This window comes from Samsonia erythrinae (assembly GCF_004342665.1).
Taxonomy (GTDB): domain Bacteria; phylum Pseudomonadota; class Gammaproteobacteria; order Enterobacterales; family Enterobacteriaceae; genus Samsonia; species Samsonia erythrinae.
The window spans coordinates 109,290-124,596 of the sequence record NZ_SMBY01000006.1 but is presented as its reverse complement, the minus strand read 5'-3'; the positions used below and the strand labels follow the sequence as shown (position 1 = coordinate 124,596).

Here is a 15,307-nt window from a genome sequence, read left to right as displayed (position 1 = left end):
GCACAGTTTTATGATCTCGCAGTTACAGGCACAAAACGGAGAGAAATTATGTTTGAACCAATGGAATTAACTAACGACGCGGTGATTAAAGTCATCGGCGTCGGCGGCGGCGGCGGCAACGCCGTCGAGCACATGGTGCGTGAGCGCATCGAAGGCGTTGAATTCTTTGCGGTCAATACGGATGCGCAGGCACTGCGTAAAACGGCTGTTGGCCAAACGATTCAGATCGGTAGCGGCATCACGAAAGGCTTGGGCGCAGGCGCGAACCCGGAAGTGGGACGTAACTCGGCTGAGGAAGATCGTGAAGCGCTGCGTACAGCACTGGAAGGTGCGGACATGGTGTTCATCGCCGCAGGTATGGGCGGCGGCACCGGTACAGGCGCCGCACCGGTTGTGGCTGAAGTTGCGAAAGATCTCGGCATTCTGACCGTGGCTGTCGTGACCAAGCCGTTCAACTTTGAAGGCAAGAAGCGCATGGCGTTTGCCGAACAGGGGATCACCGAGCTGTCGAAGCATGTTGACTCGCTGATCACCATTCCAAACGACAAGCTGCTGAAAGTGTTGGGGCGTGGTATTTCCCTGTTGGATGCATTTGGCGCCGCGAACGACGTGCTGAAAGGCGCGGTGCAGGGGATCGCCGAGCTGATTACCCGTCCAGGCTTGATGAACGTCGACTTTGCCGATGTCCGTACCGTGATGTCTGAAATGGGCTATGCCATGATGGGATCCGGCATTGCGCGCGGTGAAGACCGTGCGGAAGAAGCGGCTGAAATGGCGATTTCCAGCCCACTGCTGGAAGATATCGACCTGTCCGGCGCGCGTGGCGTGTTGGTCAACATCACGGCGGGCTTTGACCTGCGTCTGGATGAGTTTGAGACGGTAGGTAACACTATCCGTGCGTTCGCATCCGACAATGCGACAGTCGTTATCGGTACATCGCTTGATCCGGAAATGAATGATGAACTGCGCGTAACGGTCGTTGCCACAGGCATTGGCATGGACAAGCGTCCTGAAATCACGCTGGTAACGAACAAGCAGGCAAGTCAGCCTGTAATGGATCACCGCTACCAGCAGCACGGTATGACGCCTCTGGCGCAGGAAAAACCGGCGGCTAAAGTGGTTAACGACCAGAATCCGCAGACAAATAAAGAGCCAGACTATCTGGATATCCCGGCGTTTCTGCGTAAGCAGGCAGACTAATTTTCTGCCCTATTGCGTTGGAATCTCCGCTCTTTGTGCTAAACTGTGCCACCGAACCTGGACTATACTCGTTCGGTAGGTTCAGTAATATGCGAGATAAAATGATGATCAAACAACGTACATTAAAACGTATTGTTCAGGCGACTGGCGTCGGATTGCATACCGGCAAGAAGGTTACTCTGACCATGCGCCCTGCACCGGCAAATACCGGGGTCATCTATCGTCGCACAGACTTGAATCCCCCGGTTGATTTTCCGGCTGATGCAAAATCCGTGCGTGATACCATGCTCTGTACTTGCCTGGTTAATGAGCATGACGTACGTATTTCTACCGTGGAGCATCTTAACGCTGCGCTTGCAGGGTTGGGGATTGACAATATTGTCATTGAAGTTGATGCACCGGAAATTCCAATTATGGATGGCAGCGCTAGCCCGTTTGTTTATCTGTTGTTGGATGCTGGTATCGAAGAGCTGAATAGCGCGAAGAAATTCCTACGCATTAAGCAACCTGTTCGCGTTGAAGTCGGCGACAAGTGGGCCGAAATGAAACCGTTCAACGGTTTCAGCCTGGACTTCACGATTGACTTCAACCACCCGGCCATTGATGAGGGCAACCAGCGTTATCGTCTGGATTTCTCGGCTGATGCGTTTGTTCGTCAGATTAGCCGTGCACGCACGTTTGGTTTCATGCGCGATATCGAATACTTGCAGTCTCGTGGGTTGTGCCTGGGCGGCAGTATGGATTGTGCCATCGTTGTTGACGATTACCGTGTACTGAATGAAGACGGCCTGCGTTTTGAAGATGAATTTGTCCGCCACAAAATGCTTGATGCCATCGGCGATTTGTTCATGTGTGGTCACAACATCATCGGTGCGTTTGCGGCATTTAAATCCGGTCATGCGCTGAACAATAAACTGTTGCAGGCGGTGTTGGCGAATCAGGAAGCATGGGAATACGTGACCTTCGAAGACGATGCTGAAATGCCGCTGGCATTTAAAGCTCCGTCAGTGGTCATGGCGTAACGCTTAACGTCATCACTTCTTATTACGACTGGTTTTACTGGTACTCTCTCCGGCCAGCGAAGCCAGTCGTTCTAATATTTTTCCGAGTTTTTCCGGGCTATTGCCTGCCAATATCCTCAATGTCTTCGCACTTTGTTCGCTCAACTGGCGCACGGGGTTGTCATTGCTGTTTTCTTCCTGCAACCTGTCATGCGTTTTCACGATTTCATGCCCTTTTGCGGCAAGCGTTGGATTAATCCTGATGTCGATTGAAGCCAATGATGGTAGTATTTGTGCGCGTAACGCAGAGAGCAGCGCAGGTTGTTCGTAACGTAACCGCATTAGCCAACTGGCGTTGGCGGTTTCCAGTATCAGTAGGCCTTGTCGATAATTTGCGACGCGGCACCATGGGTGCAGAGGCGCCGGCAGTAACCCGCGCACGGCCCGATTGAGTTTTAATAAGGCGATAGCGCGTTGTTGCACATCCCGTAGCGGGCCTTTGCCCGATAGGGATGCGCTATCAAACAAAAATTCCAGTGACTGTGGGCGGCTATCACGCATAGCGGTGGCTCCGGTGGATGTTGATTTGTGATTGGTATTCTAAATCGTTGGCGACAATTTGGCAGACGTTATTTCTGGCCGCATCTCTTGTTAGGGATGGTCGCGGCAAGTCTTGGTCTGCCGACAAGCCTGAATGAATCACAGGATATCACTTCACTCCCTAATTCTACTTCCAGCGTTAGTCGTCAGAATAGCGTCTCGTTGAGTCTCACCGATCTGGTGGCGCTGAAAGAAGCGCATCGACGCTCGTCCTACAGCGTTGATTACTGGCATCAACATGCGATTCGCACGGTCATCCGTCACCTGTCTTTTGCGTTAACGGCGCCGCAGACGGTTAATGCTCAACAGGTTGACGAACTGCCACCCCATTCTCTGGTGTTGTTGGATACGCTCAACGCGTTGCTGACCCAGGATTCCCACTATCCTTTTGTTATTTCTCCCCATGCCGGGCGAGTCACTTTTTATCCTCAGGCACATCACCAAATCGGCATCTGGCTTGCCCAAATCCGCGGCATCCGTGCAGGGCCATCTCTTTTCAGTTGACGGTGTAATGAATCATTAGCTGAAGAAATTTCTCCCGTTTTTTACTGAGTTTTTCAGTTTTTCGCTGTTTTGTTGCCACTGGATACGTGGCACTTGTGAGATTAAAACTATTATGGTCATGAATATCCTAACCAAAATTTTTGGTAGCCGTAACGATCGCACGCTGCGCCGCATGCGTAAAAATGTCGATTTCATCAATCGCTTAGAGCCTGAAATGGAAAAGCTGTCGGATGAGCAGCTGCAAGCGAAAACGTCGGAGTTTCGCGCTCGTCTGGAAAAAGGTGAAACGCTGGAAAACCTGTTGCCGGAGGCTTTTGCCGTCGTGCGTGAATCCAGTAAGCGTGTGTTTGGCATGCGTCACTTCGATGTGCAACTTATCGGCGGTATGGTACTTAACGAGCGTTGTATTGCGGAGATGCGTACCGGTGAAGGTAAAACGCTGACCGCGACGTTGCCCGCTTACCTGAATGCGTTGACTGGCCGCGGCGTACACGTGGTTACCGTGAACGATTATCTGGCGCAGCGTGATGCCGAAAATAACCGTCCGTTGTTTGAGTTTCTTGGCCTGAGCGTTGGGATCAACCTGCCGGGAATGCCAGCGCCGGCGAAGCGTGAAGCCTACGCCGCAGATATCACCTACGGTACCAATAACGAATACGGTTTTGACTACCTGCGCGACAACATGGCGTTTAGCCCGGAGGAGCGCGTACAGCGCAAACTGTACTACGCGCTGGTGGATGAGGTTGACTCCATCCTGATCGATGAGGCGCGCACGCCGCTGATCATTTCCGGCCCGGCAGAAGATAGCTCTGAACTGTATATCCGCGTCAATAAAATTATTCCCCACCTGATCCGTCAGGAGAAAGAGGATTCGGATACCTTCCACGGCGAAGGACATTTCTCTGTCGATGAAAAAGCGCGTCAGGTTAACCTGACCGAGCGTGGGCTGGTTCTGGTAGAAGAACTGTTGGTGAAAGAAGGCATTATGGAGGAAGGGGAATCACTGTACTCTCCGACGAACATTATGCTGATGCACCATGTGACCGCCGCGCTGCGTGCGCACGTGTTGTTTACCCGCGATGTGGATTACATTGTGAAAGACGGTGAAGTGATCATCGTTGACGAACACACGGGCCGTACCATGCAGGGGCGTCGCTGGTCAGACGGTCTGCATCAGGCGGTGGAAGCGAAAGAAAATGTGACCATCCAGAATGAAAACCAGACGCTGGCGTCTATTACGTTCCAGAATTACTTCCGTCTGTATGAAAAACTGGCGGGGATGACCGGTACGGCTGATACCGAAGCCTTTGAGTTCAGCTCCATCTATAAGCTGGACACGATTGTGGTGCCGACTAACCGCCCGATGATTCGTAAAGATTTGCCTGATCTGGTCTACATGACCGAGCAGGAAAAAATTGATGCGATTATTGAAGATATCAAAGAGCGTTCCGCGAAAGGCCAGCCTATTCTGGTGGGGACGATTTCCATCGAAAAATCAGAGGTGGTTTCTCGCGCGCTGGAAAAAGCAGGCATTAAACACAACGTATTGAATGCGAAATTTCATGCGCTGGAAGCAGATATTGTCGCACAGGCGGGACAGGCAGGCGCGGTGACCATCGCGACGAACATGGCTGGCCGTGGTACGGATATCGTGTTGGGCGGTAGCTGGCAGGCGGAAGTGGCGCTTCTGGAAAATCCTGATGATGAGCAAATAGCCGCAATTAAAGCGGACTGGAAAGTGCGCCATGATGCCGTGTTGGCCGCGGGGGGCTTGCACATCATCGGTACTGAGCGTCATGAGTCTCGTCGTATCGATAACCAGCTGCGTGGCCGTTCCGGTCGTCAGGGGGATGCGGGGTCATCGCGTTTCTATCTGTCGATGGAAGATGCGCTGATGCGTATTTTCGCCTCTGACCGCGTTTCAAACATGATGCGTAAGCTGGGGATGAAACCGGGCGAGGCGATTGAGCACCCGTGGGTCACCAAGGCGATAGCTAACGCACAGCGCAAAGTGGAAAGCCGCAACTTTGATATTCGTAAACAACTGCTGGAGTACGATGATGTGGCGAATGACCAGCGTCGTGCGATCTATACGCAGCGTAACGAATTGCTGGATGTCTCCGATATCAGCGAAACGATCGCCAGCATTCGGGAAGATGTCTTCAAAGTCACGATAGACAGCTATATTCCGCCACAGTCTCTGGAAGAGATGTGGGATACGGAAGGGCTGGAGCAACGCCTGAAAAACGACTTCGATCTGGATTTGCCGATCAAAGAGTGGCTGGATAAAGAGCCTGAGTTGCATGAAGAGACGTTGCGCGAGCGTATTTACCAGCAGGCGATCGAGGTTTATCAGCGCAAAGAAAGCGTTGTCGGTAGCGAAGTGATGCGTAACTTTGAGAAAGGTGTGATGTTACAGACACTGGACTCTCTGTGGAAAGAGCATCTGGCGGCGATGGACTACCTGCGTCAGGGTATCCACCTGCGCGGCTACGCGCAGAAAGATCCGAAACAGGAGTACAAGCGCGAGTCGTTCTCAATGTTTTCTGCGATGCTGGAATCCCTGAAATATGAGGTGATCAGCACGCTGAGTAAAGTTCAGGTGAGAATGCCGGAAGAAATTGAAGCGCTGGAACAGCAACGTCGTGAAGAAGCGGAACGTTTGGCGCAGCAGCAGCAACTGAGCCATCAGGAAGAGGCGGGTCAAAATTCCGGCGCACCTGCGCATGCGGATCGCAAAATCGGGCGTAACGATCCATGCCCGTGTGGTTCAGGTAAGAAATATAAGCAGTGCCACGGTCGCTTGCAGAAATAACCGGCTGCGGTATTCGGTTATTCAATGTCATCAGTCTGAAGGCGGTCGATGACCGCCTTTGTTTTGACAGGAAGGGTTATGACACAAAAACAGTTATCCGTTGCGGTGGGGATCATTCGCAATGCGCAGCAGCAATATTTCATTGCTCGTCGTCCCGACGGCGTTCACATGGCGGGGATGTGGGAATTTCCTGGTGGTAAGGTTGAGGAAGGTGAAACGCCGGAACAGGCGTTGATTCGTGAACTGCAGGAGGAAACGGGGATTGACGTTTCGACGCCGCAGGCGCTGACGGACAAAACGTTTTCAACGCCGGAGAGAATCATCACGCTTCACTTCTTTTTGGTTGAGCGCTGGCAGGGAGAACCCTTTGGGCGGGAAGGTCAGGAATCACGCTGGGTGCGCCTAGAGGAATTACGCGAGGAAGCGTTTCCGCCAGCGAATGCAGACGTAATCCGCTGGCTGAAATCGCAGTAATTCTGTCTGCTTAACCACGTCGCGGTTGTGAAGGCCGCAATCGCGAAACGTGATAACTAACGCGTTTCGCTCCAGTCTTCACTCTCAGAAACACACTCATCACTGGGAATTCGCTTCTCTTCGTCAGCCCATTCACCCAAATCGATAAGCTGACAGCGCTTACTGCAAAATGGGCGATAAGGGCTGGATGCATCCCAAACAACTGCCTGTTTGCAGGTTGGGCACTTTACGGTCGTCACTTCTGTTTTCATTCTTTTTCACTCTGTTTCGTGCGGAACGGGCTCATTATGGCTGAATTAGCAACAGGCCAGCTCAAACGTTAAACGGGGAGGGATGTGGCCGTTTTCGCTGTCTAGCGGTAGGAATCGGATGGCGTAACGCGTTTTATGACCGGAGATCTGCGGGTAGAGTTTATGCGCCAGTTCAAGGCGTAAGCGCAGCAGGTCGGCATCGGAAGCGTTATCCTGAAAGAAACCATTCAGGCTGGTCTGGGGGCGGAAAGTCCCGGAATGGCGAATTAGTTCCAATATCATATCCAGTGCTGATTTCAGCGGCGACAGGGAGCTGAGCCAGCCGGAAACCAATTTCTCGCGCAGATCCTGCGGCTGATGCAGCCAACTGTGCAGCGTAGGTAAATCGAAATTGCAACACCCGCCGGGAATGCCGAGCCGCTGGCGGACCATGCTAATCAGACGGTCTTCGCGCAAGTATTGCCCCATTCGTGGCGCCGCCATCAGCGTACTCGCCAGATCTTTCAGTTGACGCCTTAACGTATGGATGCGATCCATATCAACGCCCGGCACATCGCTCCATTGCAGTAATTTTTGCTGTTGGCGCTCCAGCTCTTTCAGCAGTTCCGCACGTACATCTCCACGCTCCAGGACATCAAGCAGTTCGGCCACGGCGCGGAAAAACGTTAAGGCGCTGCCCATATTGGTAAGGGCGTGATTTTGATGCAGTTGCTGTAATAATGACTCAATGCGCAGCCAGGTACGCGTTTTTTCATTTAGCGGGTATTCAAATAAAATCGTTGAGCAAGCGTCACTCATGCTTCGTCATCCTGTCTGCGGCGGCCAGCTCCAGATAATGGCGGTGCAATTCGGCAACCAGTGGAGCCAGCGCATTTGGGCCGCGGCTGTTATCAATAATATCATCGGCATACATCAGGCGTTGTTCGCGGGTGGCCTGTGCCGCCAGTATGTTTTCTGCTTGCTGTCGACTAATGCCATCGCGGGCCAGCGTGCGTTCAAGCTGTGTTTCCCTGTCTATATCAACGACCAGAATACGCTGGGCTTGATGTTGTAGACCGTTCTCCACCAGTAAAGGAACGACCCACAGAATGTACGGTGCGGATGCGGCCAGAAACTGGGCCTGCGTTTCCTGATGGATCAGCGGGTGGAGCAAATTGTTCAGCCACTGTTTTTCCTCCGGCGAGGAAAAGATCCGTTCACGCAGCGCACCACGGTTCAAGCTTCCGTCTGCATTGAGCACCGTGTTGCCGAACCGTCGTCTGATGGCGTCCAGTGCGGGTTTACCCGGCTCGACGACCTGACGCGCGATGAGGTCCGCATCAACAATCGCGGTTCCTAATTTGGCGAATTCATCGGCTACGGTACTTTTCCCGCTACCGATACCGCCTGTTAAAGCGACGATGTATGTCATTGCACCCGCGTTGAAAAGTTAACATTCCTACTATTTTCAAAGGGGAGGAAGCGCATCCCAACCCCTTGACGTCAATCAGGCATAAACCGCAGTTTGCTTCACGTTATCACTTTGCTGGGTGATAGGTAAATTTCTCTGATTTTATCCCAAATAAAGTGAAAATCGCAGTCTTGCCGTAGGATTATTCCTGCGTATGATAGCGTCACTGGTAAGTCAGCAATGCTCATGCGCAATTACGACACTGGGCATACCGTCGTCACTAACCAGGAATCCGAACCCTATGCGTATCGAAGAAGATGTAAAGTTAGGCTTTAAAGACGTTCTCATCCGGCCAAAGCGTTCGACGCTAAAAAGCCGTTCCGACGTTGAACTTGAACGTCAATTCACCTTCCTCCATGCCGGGATCGAGTGGTCCGGTGTTCCGATCATCGCCGCCAATATGGATACCGTTGGCTCGTTTCGTATGGCGGAAGCACTGGCCTCTTTTGATATCCTGACTGCTATCCACAAACACTATACTGTCGAGCAGTGGGCCCAGTTTGTGCAGCGTGTCCCTGTCTCGGTATTACGCCATGTGCTGGTTTCGACCGGTACGTCCGACGCCGATTTCACCAAGCTGAAGCAGGTTCTGGCGCTGTCTTCTGAACTGAAGTTCATCTGCATTGATGTCGCCAATGGCTACTCTGAGCACTTTGTGACGTTTTTGCAGAAGGCGCGTGAGGCCTTCCCGAATAAAGTGATCTGCGCGGGCAATGTGGTGACGGGGGAGATGGTTGAAGAGCTGATTCTTTCCGGTGCAGATATCGTCAAAGTTGGCATTGGACCGGGATCGGTTTGTACCACGCGCGTTAAGACCGGGGTTGGCTATCCTCAGCTTTCTGCGGTCATTGAATGCGCCGATGCGGCACATGGCCTTGGCGGGCAGATTGTCAGCGATGGGGGATGTGTGATGCCGGGCGATGTGGCGAAAGCCTTTGGCGGCGGTGCGGATTTTGTCATGCTGGGCGGGATGCTGGCAGGTCACGACGAGTGTGAAGGCACCATTGTGGAAGAAAACGGTGAGAAAATGATGCTGTTCTACGGCATGAGTTCCGCGTCTGCGATGGAGCGTCATGTCGGCGGCGTAGCGGAATACCGTGCCGCAGAAGGGAAAACGGTGAAGCTGCCGCTGCGCGGCCCGGTTGATAACACGGTGCGCGATATTCTGGGCGGTCTGCGTTCAGCCTGTACCTATGTCGGAGCGTCGCGTTTGAAAGAACTGACGAAACGTACAACGTTTATTCGCGTGGCTGAACAGGAAAACCGTATTTTCAACGGATAAACGTCGCGGCCTTTATTGCTGATTAGCGGTGTTTTACCTCATATTTTTGCGGTAATCCGCCGCTTTTGGCATCGGTGCTGGCCTGCTCAGGCCCCGGCCAATACCGTTCCTAATTGGAAGATGGGCAGGTACATGCCTATCACCAACGCCCCGACGATGCCGCCGACAACCATCATCAGCAGTGGCTCCAGCGTCTGTGTTAGCATGTCGGCCTGTTGCTGTACCCGCCTTTCGTGCCAGTCTGCCAGTTGTGTGAAAATCTCATCTAATGCACCGGTTTCTTCCCCTACTCGGATCAGCTGGGGGCAGGGTGTCGGGAATAAGTCTGCATGCGGCTGCGTGGCGTGATGTAGTGAGATGCCTTGATACAGTTGCGTTTGTATCTGCTGGATCGCACTTTGATAAAGCGGATGCGGGATCGTTGCGGCGGCATCCAGCCCTTCCGGCAGCGTCAACCCCGCATGCTGCGTCATCGCCAGTATGGTAAAAATTTGGTTTAAGGATTTACCGCGTATCAGGTCGGATACCAAAGGCAGTCTCAGCAGCCATTCCTGTTCTCTGGTTTTCCACGCAGGTTGTTTTTGCCTCAAACGAGCATACACCAGTATCAGGCCGCCGAGCAGCAGCAGCCCACAGAGTCCATATTCCGTCATAATGTCAGCCAGGTGGAGCAGTTGCCGGGTAAACCACGGCAGCGCCGTGTTGAACGGGGCGTAAAGCGTCGCGAACTCGGGTAAAACCAGCGTCAACATCATGGTGCAGACCAGCGTTGCGATGACCAAAATAAAACAAGGGTAACGTAATGCCTTAGTGACTTTCTGTTGCAGTCTGGAGTGCTTTTCCTGCTGCTGCGCCAGGTGTAAACAGCATGTGTCCAAGTTACCGGTCAATTCACCGACGGCAATAAGGGAACGGTACAGAGCGGGGAAGATGTGAGGATATTCGCTCAGCGCCTCAGACATCGCTTTTCCCTGTCCGATATGGGTGCAAACATCCCGTAGTACACAACGCCAGCCGGGACGCTCGTGTTGGTCCGCCACCAGATTCAGCGCCTCTGGCAGTGGTAAGCCTGCTTGTAGCAGCGCGGCCAACTGTTTGATGATTTCGCCCAACTGTTCGCGTTTCCAGTAGCCAACCGGCAGATAAGGGCCGTTTTTGACGAAGAGCGGCTGATAGCCCTGCGCGATCAGGTTGGCGTAAGCGTGCTGGCGGTGTTTGCCAATGCATTCACCGTCGGTAAATTCGCCTTCTGATGTCATTGCCTGCCAATAATATAAACGCGCCAGTTTCATTGTTGCTCCTGATGCATTGACCGCTCGTCGCCGACAACACGGTAGATTTCAGCGAGTGAGGTCAGACCGTCATTGACTAAAGCGAGCCCGGCAGCCAGCAATGTCGGATATTTTGAATCGCGTGACAGGGCGGACAATTCGTGGGGGCTGGCATTGCTGGCCAAAGCGGTTTGAAAGTCCTGCGTGACGGGGAGTAATTCATAGAGCGCCACGCGCCCGTAATAGCCGGAAAAGCAGTGGTGACAGCCATTGGCCTGCCAGTGCTGGAAGGGGCCTTGCCACAGCGTGTCCGGCAGCGCAGGTAACGGGTCGCCTGGCGTTTTACAGTGTGGACATAATCGACGAACCAGACGCTGCGCGATGATTAACTTCAGGGCGGCGGCGAGTAAATAACCGGGAATGCCCAAATGGTTGAGGCGGGTCAACGTTTCTACCGCTGAATTGGTATGCAGTGTGGACATGACCAGATGGCCGGTTTGCGCGGCTTTGACTGCAATTTCTGCGGTTTCGGCATCACGAATTTCACCTATCATCATGACGTCCGGATCCTGACGCAGCAAGGCGCGCAGGATCCGACTAAAATCCAGTTCGGCTTTAGGATTGATTGCGGTTTGGTTGATCCCCTGTAACGGAATTTCGACCGGATCTTCCACGCTACAGATATTGCGGCTGCTGTTGTTCAGCCAGCGTATTGCGCTGTAGAGCGTGACGGTTTTGCCGCTGCCTGTTGGGCCGGTGACTAGCAGCATGCCCTGAGAAGCGCTGAGTACGCTGATCAGCTGTTGTAATGCCTCAGGCGTGAACCCCAGTTTCTCCAGCGCTAATTCCTGTTGATGGGTTTGTAAAATGCGTAGCACGACTTTTTCACCCTGATGGACGGGGAGTGTCGCGATACGCAACGAATAGTCGTGTTGATCCAGCGTCAGGCTGAATTGACCATCCTGCGGCAGCCGCCGTTCCGCGATGTTCAGCTTGCCCATGATTTTCAGCCGCGCGGTAATGCGGTTTGCCAGATCGGGGTGCGGTGAGGCGATCTCCTGTAAAACGCCGTCAATACGTAGCCGTACGCGGTAGCCGTCCGAGAGCGGTTCAAAATGAATATCGGAGGCCCGACGTTGAACCGCCAACCGTAGCGTTTGGTGAATAAATTGCACAACCGGCGAGTCTTCGTTGCGTTCCCGGTAGCCGGTATCGGCATGATAGGTTTCTGTGGATTCAGCAACCGTATTGTACGGCTCAAGCGGCTGTTCCATTCTGGCGGGGGGCCATTGTTCGACCATAATCCGGCGATTGCCTGCAAAGCGCAGCGCGGCAATCATCTCTTCAGAGGGAGGACCGGCGATGGCGATGGTAAGCGTTTGTTCATCAAGGTTAAGCAAGCGTGCATGATAGCGTTGGCACAGCGTCCGCAATTCGCTGAGCATGTGTTCGGTAGAAGACGATGAGTCTGTCATGATTAACCCGCCGCGTTATCGAAACGGAAAACGTCCTGACAGGCCGCTTGCAGGCTTTCCATGTTGTTGTCTGTGGCACAGCGTTTGGTCCAGCGCGAGGCGCCGGCTTCCGCATCCCACTCCGGCGTCAGAATGACGCGCAGTCCTTGCAGGGTGGACTGTCCGGTTAGCGTAATCACGCCCTGAGCGACGCTAACGGCGCTGACATAACGTGAAGATCTGCTGGCCGGTATTCCCTGACGCCCCGTGTCACAGGTTGTAAAGGCCGCATTTTCCAGGCCGCAGAGATCGACCGGCGTTTTATACGCCACCATCGTTTGCAGCATGTCCGTCAGCGCGGCTTTTTGCAGGTAGCCCTGATAGGCAGGCACGCCAATGGCGCTGAGGATCGCGACGATCGCAATCACAATCATCAGTTCAACCAGTGTGAATCCTTGTTGTGTGATCATGTTTATTTCCCTGTTGTGGCGCATAAAATCGATGTGCATGCATCGTGGTATCTGGCCCGCAGCATAGGAAAAGGGCCGGAATCTGGCGAGCGGGGAAAAGCAAAATAGGAAAGCGCGGCAAAGCTTTTTTAAAAGGTTACGCAACGTTGAAAAAAATTTGCGGGTAGATACGCAGTATTACGCGAGAGGGAACGGGGATGCCGCCGTGAAAAACGTGGGGGCGTAACAAAAACGCCAACGAGGCGCACACGGCACCTCGCCAGTAGAGAGGGGATATCAGTGGAAACGCATGGATAAATCCAGTGCCTGTACGTGCTTGGTTAAAGCCCCGACCGAAATATAGTCCACGCCGGTTTCCGCATAGGCTCGTAACGTATCGAGAGTGACGTTGCCGGAAATTTCCAGCAGCGCGCGACCTTGCGTGATATCAACGGCCTTTCGGATGTTATCCAGACTGAAATTATCCAGCATAATGATATCTGCGTCGGCGTCCAGAGCCTGCCGTAGCTCCTCTAACGATTCGACTTCAACTTCTACCGGGACGTCGCGGCGTAACGACTGCGCTTTTTCTACTGCATTCTTGATTGAGCCCGCGGCGATAATGTGGTTTTCCTTGATCAGGAAGGCATCGGACAGGCCAAGCCGATGATTAGTTCCGCCGCCGCAGGATACCGCGTATTTCAGCGCGGTACGCAGCCCCGGCAGCGTTTTACGCGTATCGAGCAGTCGGGTGCGCGTTCCCTGTAGAACCGTAACATAGCGGCTGACTTCGGTCGCGACGCCAGACAGCGTTTGCAGGAAATTCAACGCGGTGCGTTCCCCCGTCAGGAGCTGTTTGGCTGGTCCGGTAAGCTCGCACAGCGTTTGATTCGGGGTGATGGCATCGCCGTCGGCGACCTGCCAGACGATGCTGACATGGTTGCCTAACTGAAAAAAGACCTCTTCAACCCAGCGTTGACCACAAAAAATGCCGGCCTCACGCGTGATGATGCGTGCGCTTGCGGTGCTGTTATCGGGGAGTAGCCGGGCAGTAATATCCTGATTAATATCGATACTGCCGCCCAAATCTTCACGCAATGCCAGTTGCACGCTGGCGGGGATATCTTGTGCAATACGGGAACGCAAGGTTTCCTGACGCTGTTCCTGACTGTCGCGACGCGTTGACATGTTCAAACTCCGAAAGGGGATTCGGACACCTATGCTACCTTGTTTATATCAAGACAGCCACAATGAATAGTCTTTATAATTCATGTCGTTACTCTCTGGCGGTCGTTAATGGCCGCCAGAGATGACCGCGGTTTAGAAATTGTAACCGACAACCAGGTAGTAGCCCCAACCGGTGGATTTCACCTCAAACGGGCCTTTGCCGAAATCCAATTCTGTTCCGTCAGCCCACTGTCCACCGTTGTGGAAATAGCGTGCGACGAAAGAGTAGTGCCAGTGGTCGTAGCCAAGCGCCAGAATGTGGCTGGAGGCGATAGCATTGTTTGTGCGGCTGGCGCCCGATTTATCTCGCAGCTTTGAGCCAAAATCGAAATTGGTAAAACTGATATACGAGACGTTGCCGCCCAGCAGAGATCCCAGCGGGTAGGCGTATTTTACTTTTATGCGATAGCCGTCCCACTCGTTCTCATTACCTGCATCATAGTTCTGCCATTGGTATTTGGCATAGCCGTTCAGTGAGAGAGACAGATCGGTGCCGGTATCGATATCGGTCCCTAACCCCATGTACCAGGTGCTCTGACGTGAACTTTTATTCCGGCCCTGATCGTAAATCACGTTATTGGCGATATACCACTCTTTAAATGGCCCGACGCTCAGGTCGGCTCCCGTCAGTTTATCAATGGAGAAACGCGGTTCGATTTCGACAAATAGCGGAGAACCTCTGTCCCAAATACCGCGGCTGCCGGGATCGCCGCCAAAAAACTTGGGCGCATCGGCGTAGCCGTAGAAATCGAACCAGTCTTTACGCGCAAACGCTTCGTATTCGAGATAGGTCGTGCTACTGAGCTGCGGTCCGAAACGCGTGTGGGCGCTACCGACAACGTTAATGCTCTGATGCCACCAATCTGACAGGTATTCAGCGTTGTGGTTGTTGTCAGCAAGGGCTGGCATAGCGCATGACAGAGCGAGCAATGAGCCTGCGGCGAAAGTTTTTTTCATGTTAAGTACCATTAGTGAGACGCCGCGTATGTGATACGCGAGGCAGCAAAATAATGTTTTGCGAGACCCAATAAAATCAGAGGCGGGTTTTGTCAGATATTGTAAGTGAAATTTGACTCAATGCACGAAAACGTTTGCTTTTAGATAGATGATTACATTTTTATTGTGATTCTAGTCACATAATGTGGTTGATAACGTCCTGCGATGAAGAAGGGGGCGTCAGCGCGGTTGGTATGACGACCTGCCATTAACATCACAAAAAGGGAGATAAAAACCATTGATATCCCGTTGAATAGGTAGGATGCCGTGAAACATGATAATCTTGAGGGCAAGGATTTTTCGCCCCATGGGTTTGCGCCTGATTCAGCCCGG

The 15,307-nt window shown here is 53.0% G+C and carries 15 protein-coding genes; 6 read left to right on the top strand and 9 right to left on the bottom strand.

Annotation, left to right across the window (positions count from 1 at the left end; genetic code table 11):
• Positions 1–48 precede the first annotated feature (48 nt).
• Together ftsZ and lpxC are read left to right on the top strand one after the other, a co-directional pair.
• Positions 49–1,200 carry a cell division protein FtsZ gene (ftsZ, locus tag EDC54_RS11315; protein ID WP_132456206.1) on the top strand — a complete coding sequence of 384 codons (1,152 nt, stop codon included), beginning with the start codon at positions 49–51 and terminating at the stop codon, positions 1,198–1,200.
• A gap of 104 nt (positions 1,201–1,304) precedes the next feature.
• Complete coding sequence (lpxC, locus tag EDC54_RS11310; protein WP_132456415.1) at positions 1,305–2,222, top strand: UDP-3-O-acyl-N-acetylglucosamine deacetylase; 918 nt, start codon at positions 1,305–1,307, stop codon at positions 2,220–2,222.
• A 12-nt stretch (positions 2,223–2,234) separates the two neighbouring features.
• Here lpxC and EDC54_RS11305 read toward each other — a convergent pair whose 3' ends face one another.
• The gene (locus EDC54_RS11305; RefSeq protein WP_132456204.1) at positions 2,235–2,762 is read right to left on the bottom strand and encodes a DUF721 domain-containing protein; all 528 of its coding nucleotides are present in this window, start codon (positions 2,760–2,762) and stop codon (positions 2,235–2,237) included.
• A gap of 27 nt (positions 2,763–2,789) precedes the next feature.
• On the opposite strand from EDC54_RS11305, the gene secM reads away from it, so the two are divergent.
• The 3 genes from secM (at position 2,790) to mutT (ending at position 6,594) form a co-directional block, all read left to right on the top strand.
• Complete coding sequence (secM, locus tag EDC54_RS11300; protein ID WP_132456202.1) at positions 2,790–3,305, top strand: secA translation cis-regulator SecM; 516 nt, start codon at positions 2,790–2,792, stop codon at positions 3,303–3,305.
• A gap of 112 nt (positions 3,306–3,417) precedes the next feature.
• Positions 3,418–6,120 (top strand): preprotein translocase subunit SecA, encoded by a 2,703-nt coding sequence (secA, locus tag EDC54_RS11295; RefSeq protein WP_132456200.1) that lies wholly within the window; start codon positions 3,418–3,420, stop codon positions 6,118–6,120.
• Positions 6,121–6,198: 78 nt separating this feature from the next.
• On the top strand, positions 6,199–6,594 hold the full coding sequence (gene mutT, locus EDC54_RS11290) for an 8-oxo-dGTP diphosphatase MutT (protein WP_132456198.1): 396 nt from the start codon (positions 6,199–6,201) through the stop codon (positions 6,592–6,594).
• A 56-nt stretch (positions 6,595–6,650) separates the two neighbouring features.
• On the opposite strand, the gene yacG is transcribed toward mutT, so the two are convergent.
• From yacG to coaE, 3 genes are read right to left on the bottom strand one after another with little or no spacing between them, the layout of a single operon-like run.
• A complete protein-coding gene (gene yacG, locus EDC54_RS11285) occupies positions 6,651–6,845 on the bottom strand; it encodes a DNA gyrase inhibitor YacG (protein ID WP_132456196.1) in 195 nt (64 codons plus the stop codon).
• A gap of 45 nt (positions 6,846–6,890) precedes the next feature.
• Positions 6,891–7,643 carry a cell division protein ZapD gene (gene zapD / locus EDC54_RS11280; protein ID WP_132456194.1) on the bottom strand — a complete coding sequence of 251 codons (753 nt, stop codon included), beginning with the start codon at positions 7,641–7,643 and terminating at the stop codon, positions 6,891–6,893.
• Complete coding sequence (coaE, locus tag EDC54_RS11275) at positions 7,636–8,256, bottom strand: dephospho-CoA kinase (RefSeq protein ID WP_132456192.1); 621 nt, start codon at positions 8,254–8,256, stop codon at positions 7,636–7,638. The genes zapD and coaE overlap by 8 nt, the downstream gene beginning before the upstream one ends.
• Before the next feature lie 280 nt (positions 8,257–8,536).
• Here coaE and EDC54_RS11270 point away from each other — a divergent pair, with 280 nt between their 5' ends.
• Entirely contained in the window at positions 8,537–9,577 is a 1,041-nt protein-coding gene (locus tag EDC54_RS11270; protein WP_132456190.1) for a GMP reductase, read from the top strand.
• A gap of 86 nt (positions 9,578–9,663) precedes the next feature.
• Here the strand turns inward: EDC54_RS11270 and hofC are convergent, their stop codons facing one another.
• From hofC to EDC54_RS11245, 5 genes are all read right to left on the bottom strand, one after another.
• Entirely contained in the window at positions 9,664–10,869 is a 1,206-nt protein-coding gene (hofC, locus tag EDC54_RS11265) for a protein transport protein HofC (protein WP_132456188.1), read from the bottom strand.
• A complete protein-coding gene (gene gspE / locus EDC54_RS11260; protein ID WP_132456186.1) occupies positions 10,866–12,323 on the bottom strand; it encodes a type II secretion system protein GspE in 1,458 nt (485 codons plus the stop codon). Before gspE ends, hofC begins: the two co-directional genes overlap by 4 nt.
• 2 nt (positions 12,324–12,325) lie before the next feature.
• Positions 12,326–12,772 (bottom strand): prepilin peptidase-dependent pilin, encoded by a 447-nt coding sequence (gene ppdD, locus EDC54_RS11255; protein ID WP_132456184.1) that lies wholly within the window; start codon positions 12,770–12,772, stop codon positions 12,326–12,328.
• A gap of 276 nt (positions 12,773–13,048) precedes the next feature.
• Positions 13,049–13,939 (bottom strand): carboxylating nicotinate-nucleotide diphosphorylase, encoded by an 891-nt coding sequence (gene nadC / locus EDC54_RS11250; protein ID WP_132456182.1) that lies wholly within the window; start codon positions 13,937–13,939, stop codon positions 13,049–13,051.
• Positions 13,940–14,071: 132 nt separating this feature from the next.
• Positions 14,072–14,935: a nucleoside-specific channel-forming protein Tsx gene (locus EDC54_RS11245; protein WP_132456180.1), complete on the bottom strand. Its 864-nt coding sequence runs from the start codon at positions 14,933–14,935 to the stop codon at positions 14,072–14,074.
• Positions 14,936–15,307 lie beyond the last annotated feature (372 nt).

Bases quoted from the DNA above. Each gene is read 5' to 3' on its own strand.
- secA (WP_132456200.1), top strand. From the start codon at position 3,418: ATGGTCATGAATATCCTAACCAAAATTTTTGGTAGCCGTAACGATCGC.
- gspE (WP_132456186.1), bottom strand. From the start codon at position 12,323: ATGACAGACTCATCGTCTTCTACCGAACACATGCTCAGCGAATTGCGG.
- ftsZ (WP_132456206.1), top strand. From the start codon at position 49: ATGTTTGAACCAATGGAATTAACTAACGACGCGGTGATTAAAGTCATC.
- EDC54_RS11270 (WP_132456190.1), top strand. From the start codon at position 8,537: ATGCGTATCGAAGAAGATGTAAAGTTAGGCTTTAAAGACGTTCTCATC.
- lpxC (WP_132456415.1), top strand. From the start codon at position 1,305: ATGATCAAACAACGTACATTAAAACGTATTGTTCAGGCGACTGGCGTC.
- mutT (WP_132456198.1), top strand. From the start codon at position 6,199: ATGACACAAAAACAGTTATCCGTTGCGGTGGGGATCATTCGCAATGCG.
- zapD (WP_132456194.1), bottom strand. From the start codon at position 7,643: ATGAGTGACGCTTGCTCAACGATTTTATTTGAATACCCGCTAAATGAA.
- EDC54_RS11245 (WP_132456180.1), bottom strand. From the start codon at position 14,935: ATGAAAAAAACTTTCGCCGCAGGCTCATTGCTCGCTCTGTCATGCGCT.
- ppdD (WP_132456184.1), bottom strand. From the start codon at position 12,772: ATGATCACACAACAAGGATTCACACTGGTTGAACTGATGATTGTGATT.
- nadC (WP_132456182.1), bottom strand. From the start codon at position 13,939: ATGTCAACGCGTCGCGACAGTCAGGAACAGCGTCAGGAAACCTTGCGT.
- coaE (WP_132456192.1), bottom strand. From the start codon at position 8,256: ATGACATACATCGTCGCTTTAACAGGCGGTATCGGTAGCGGGAAAAGT.
- EDC54_RS11305 (WP_132456204.1), bottom strand. From the start codon at position 2,762: ATGCGTGATAGCCGCCCACAGTCACTGGAATTTTTGTTTGATAGCGCA.
- hofC (WP_132456188.1), bottom strand. From the start codon at position 10,869: ATGAAACTGGCGCGTTTATATTATTGGCAGGCAATGACATCAGAAGGC.
- yacG (WP_132456196.1), bottom strand. From the start codon at position 6,845: ATGAAAACAGAAGTGACGACCGTAAAGTGCCCAACCTGCAAACAGGCA.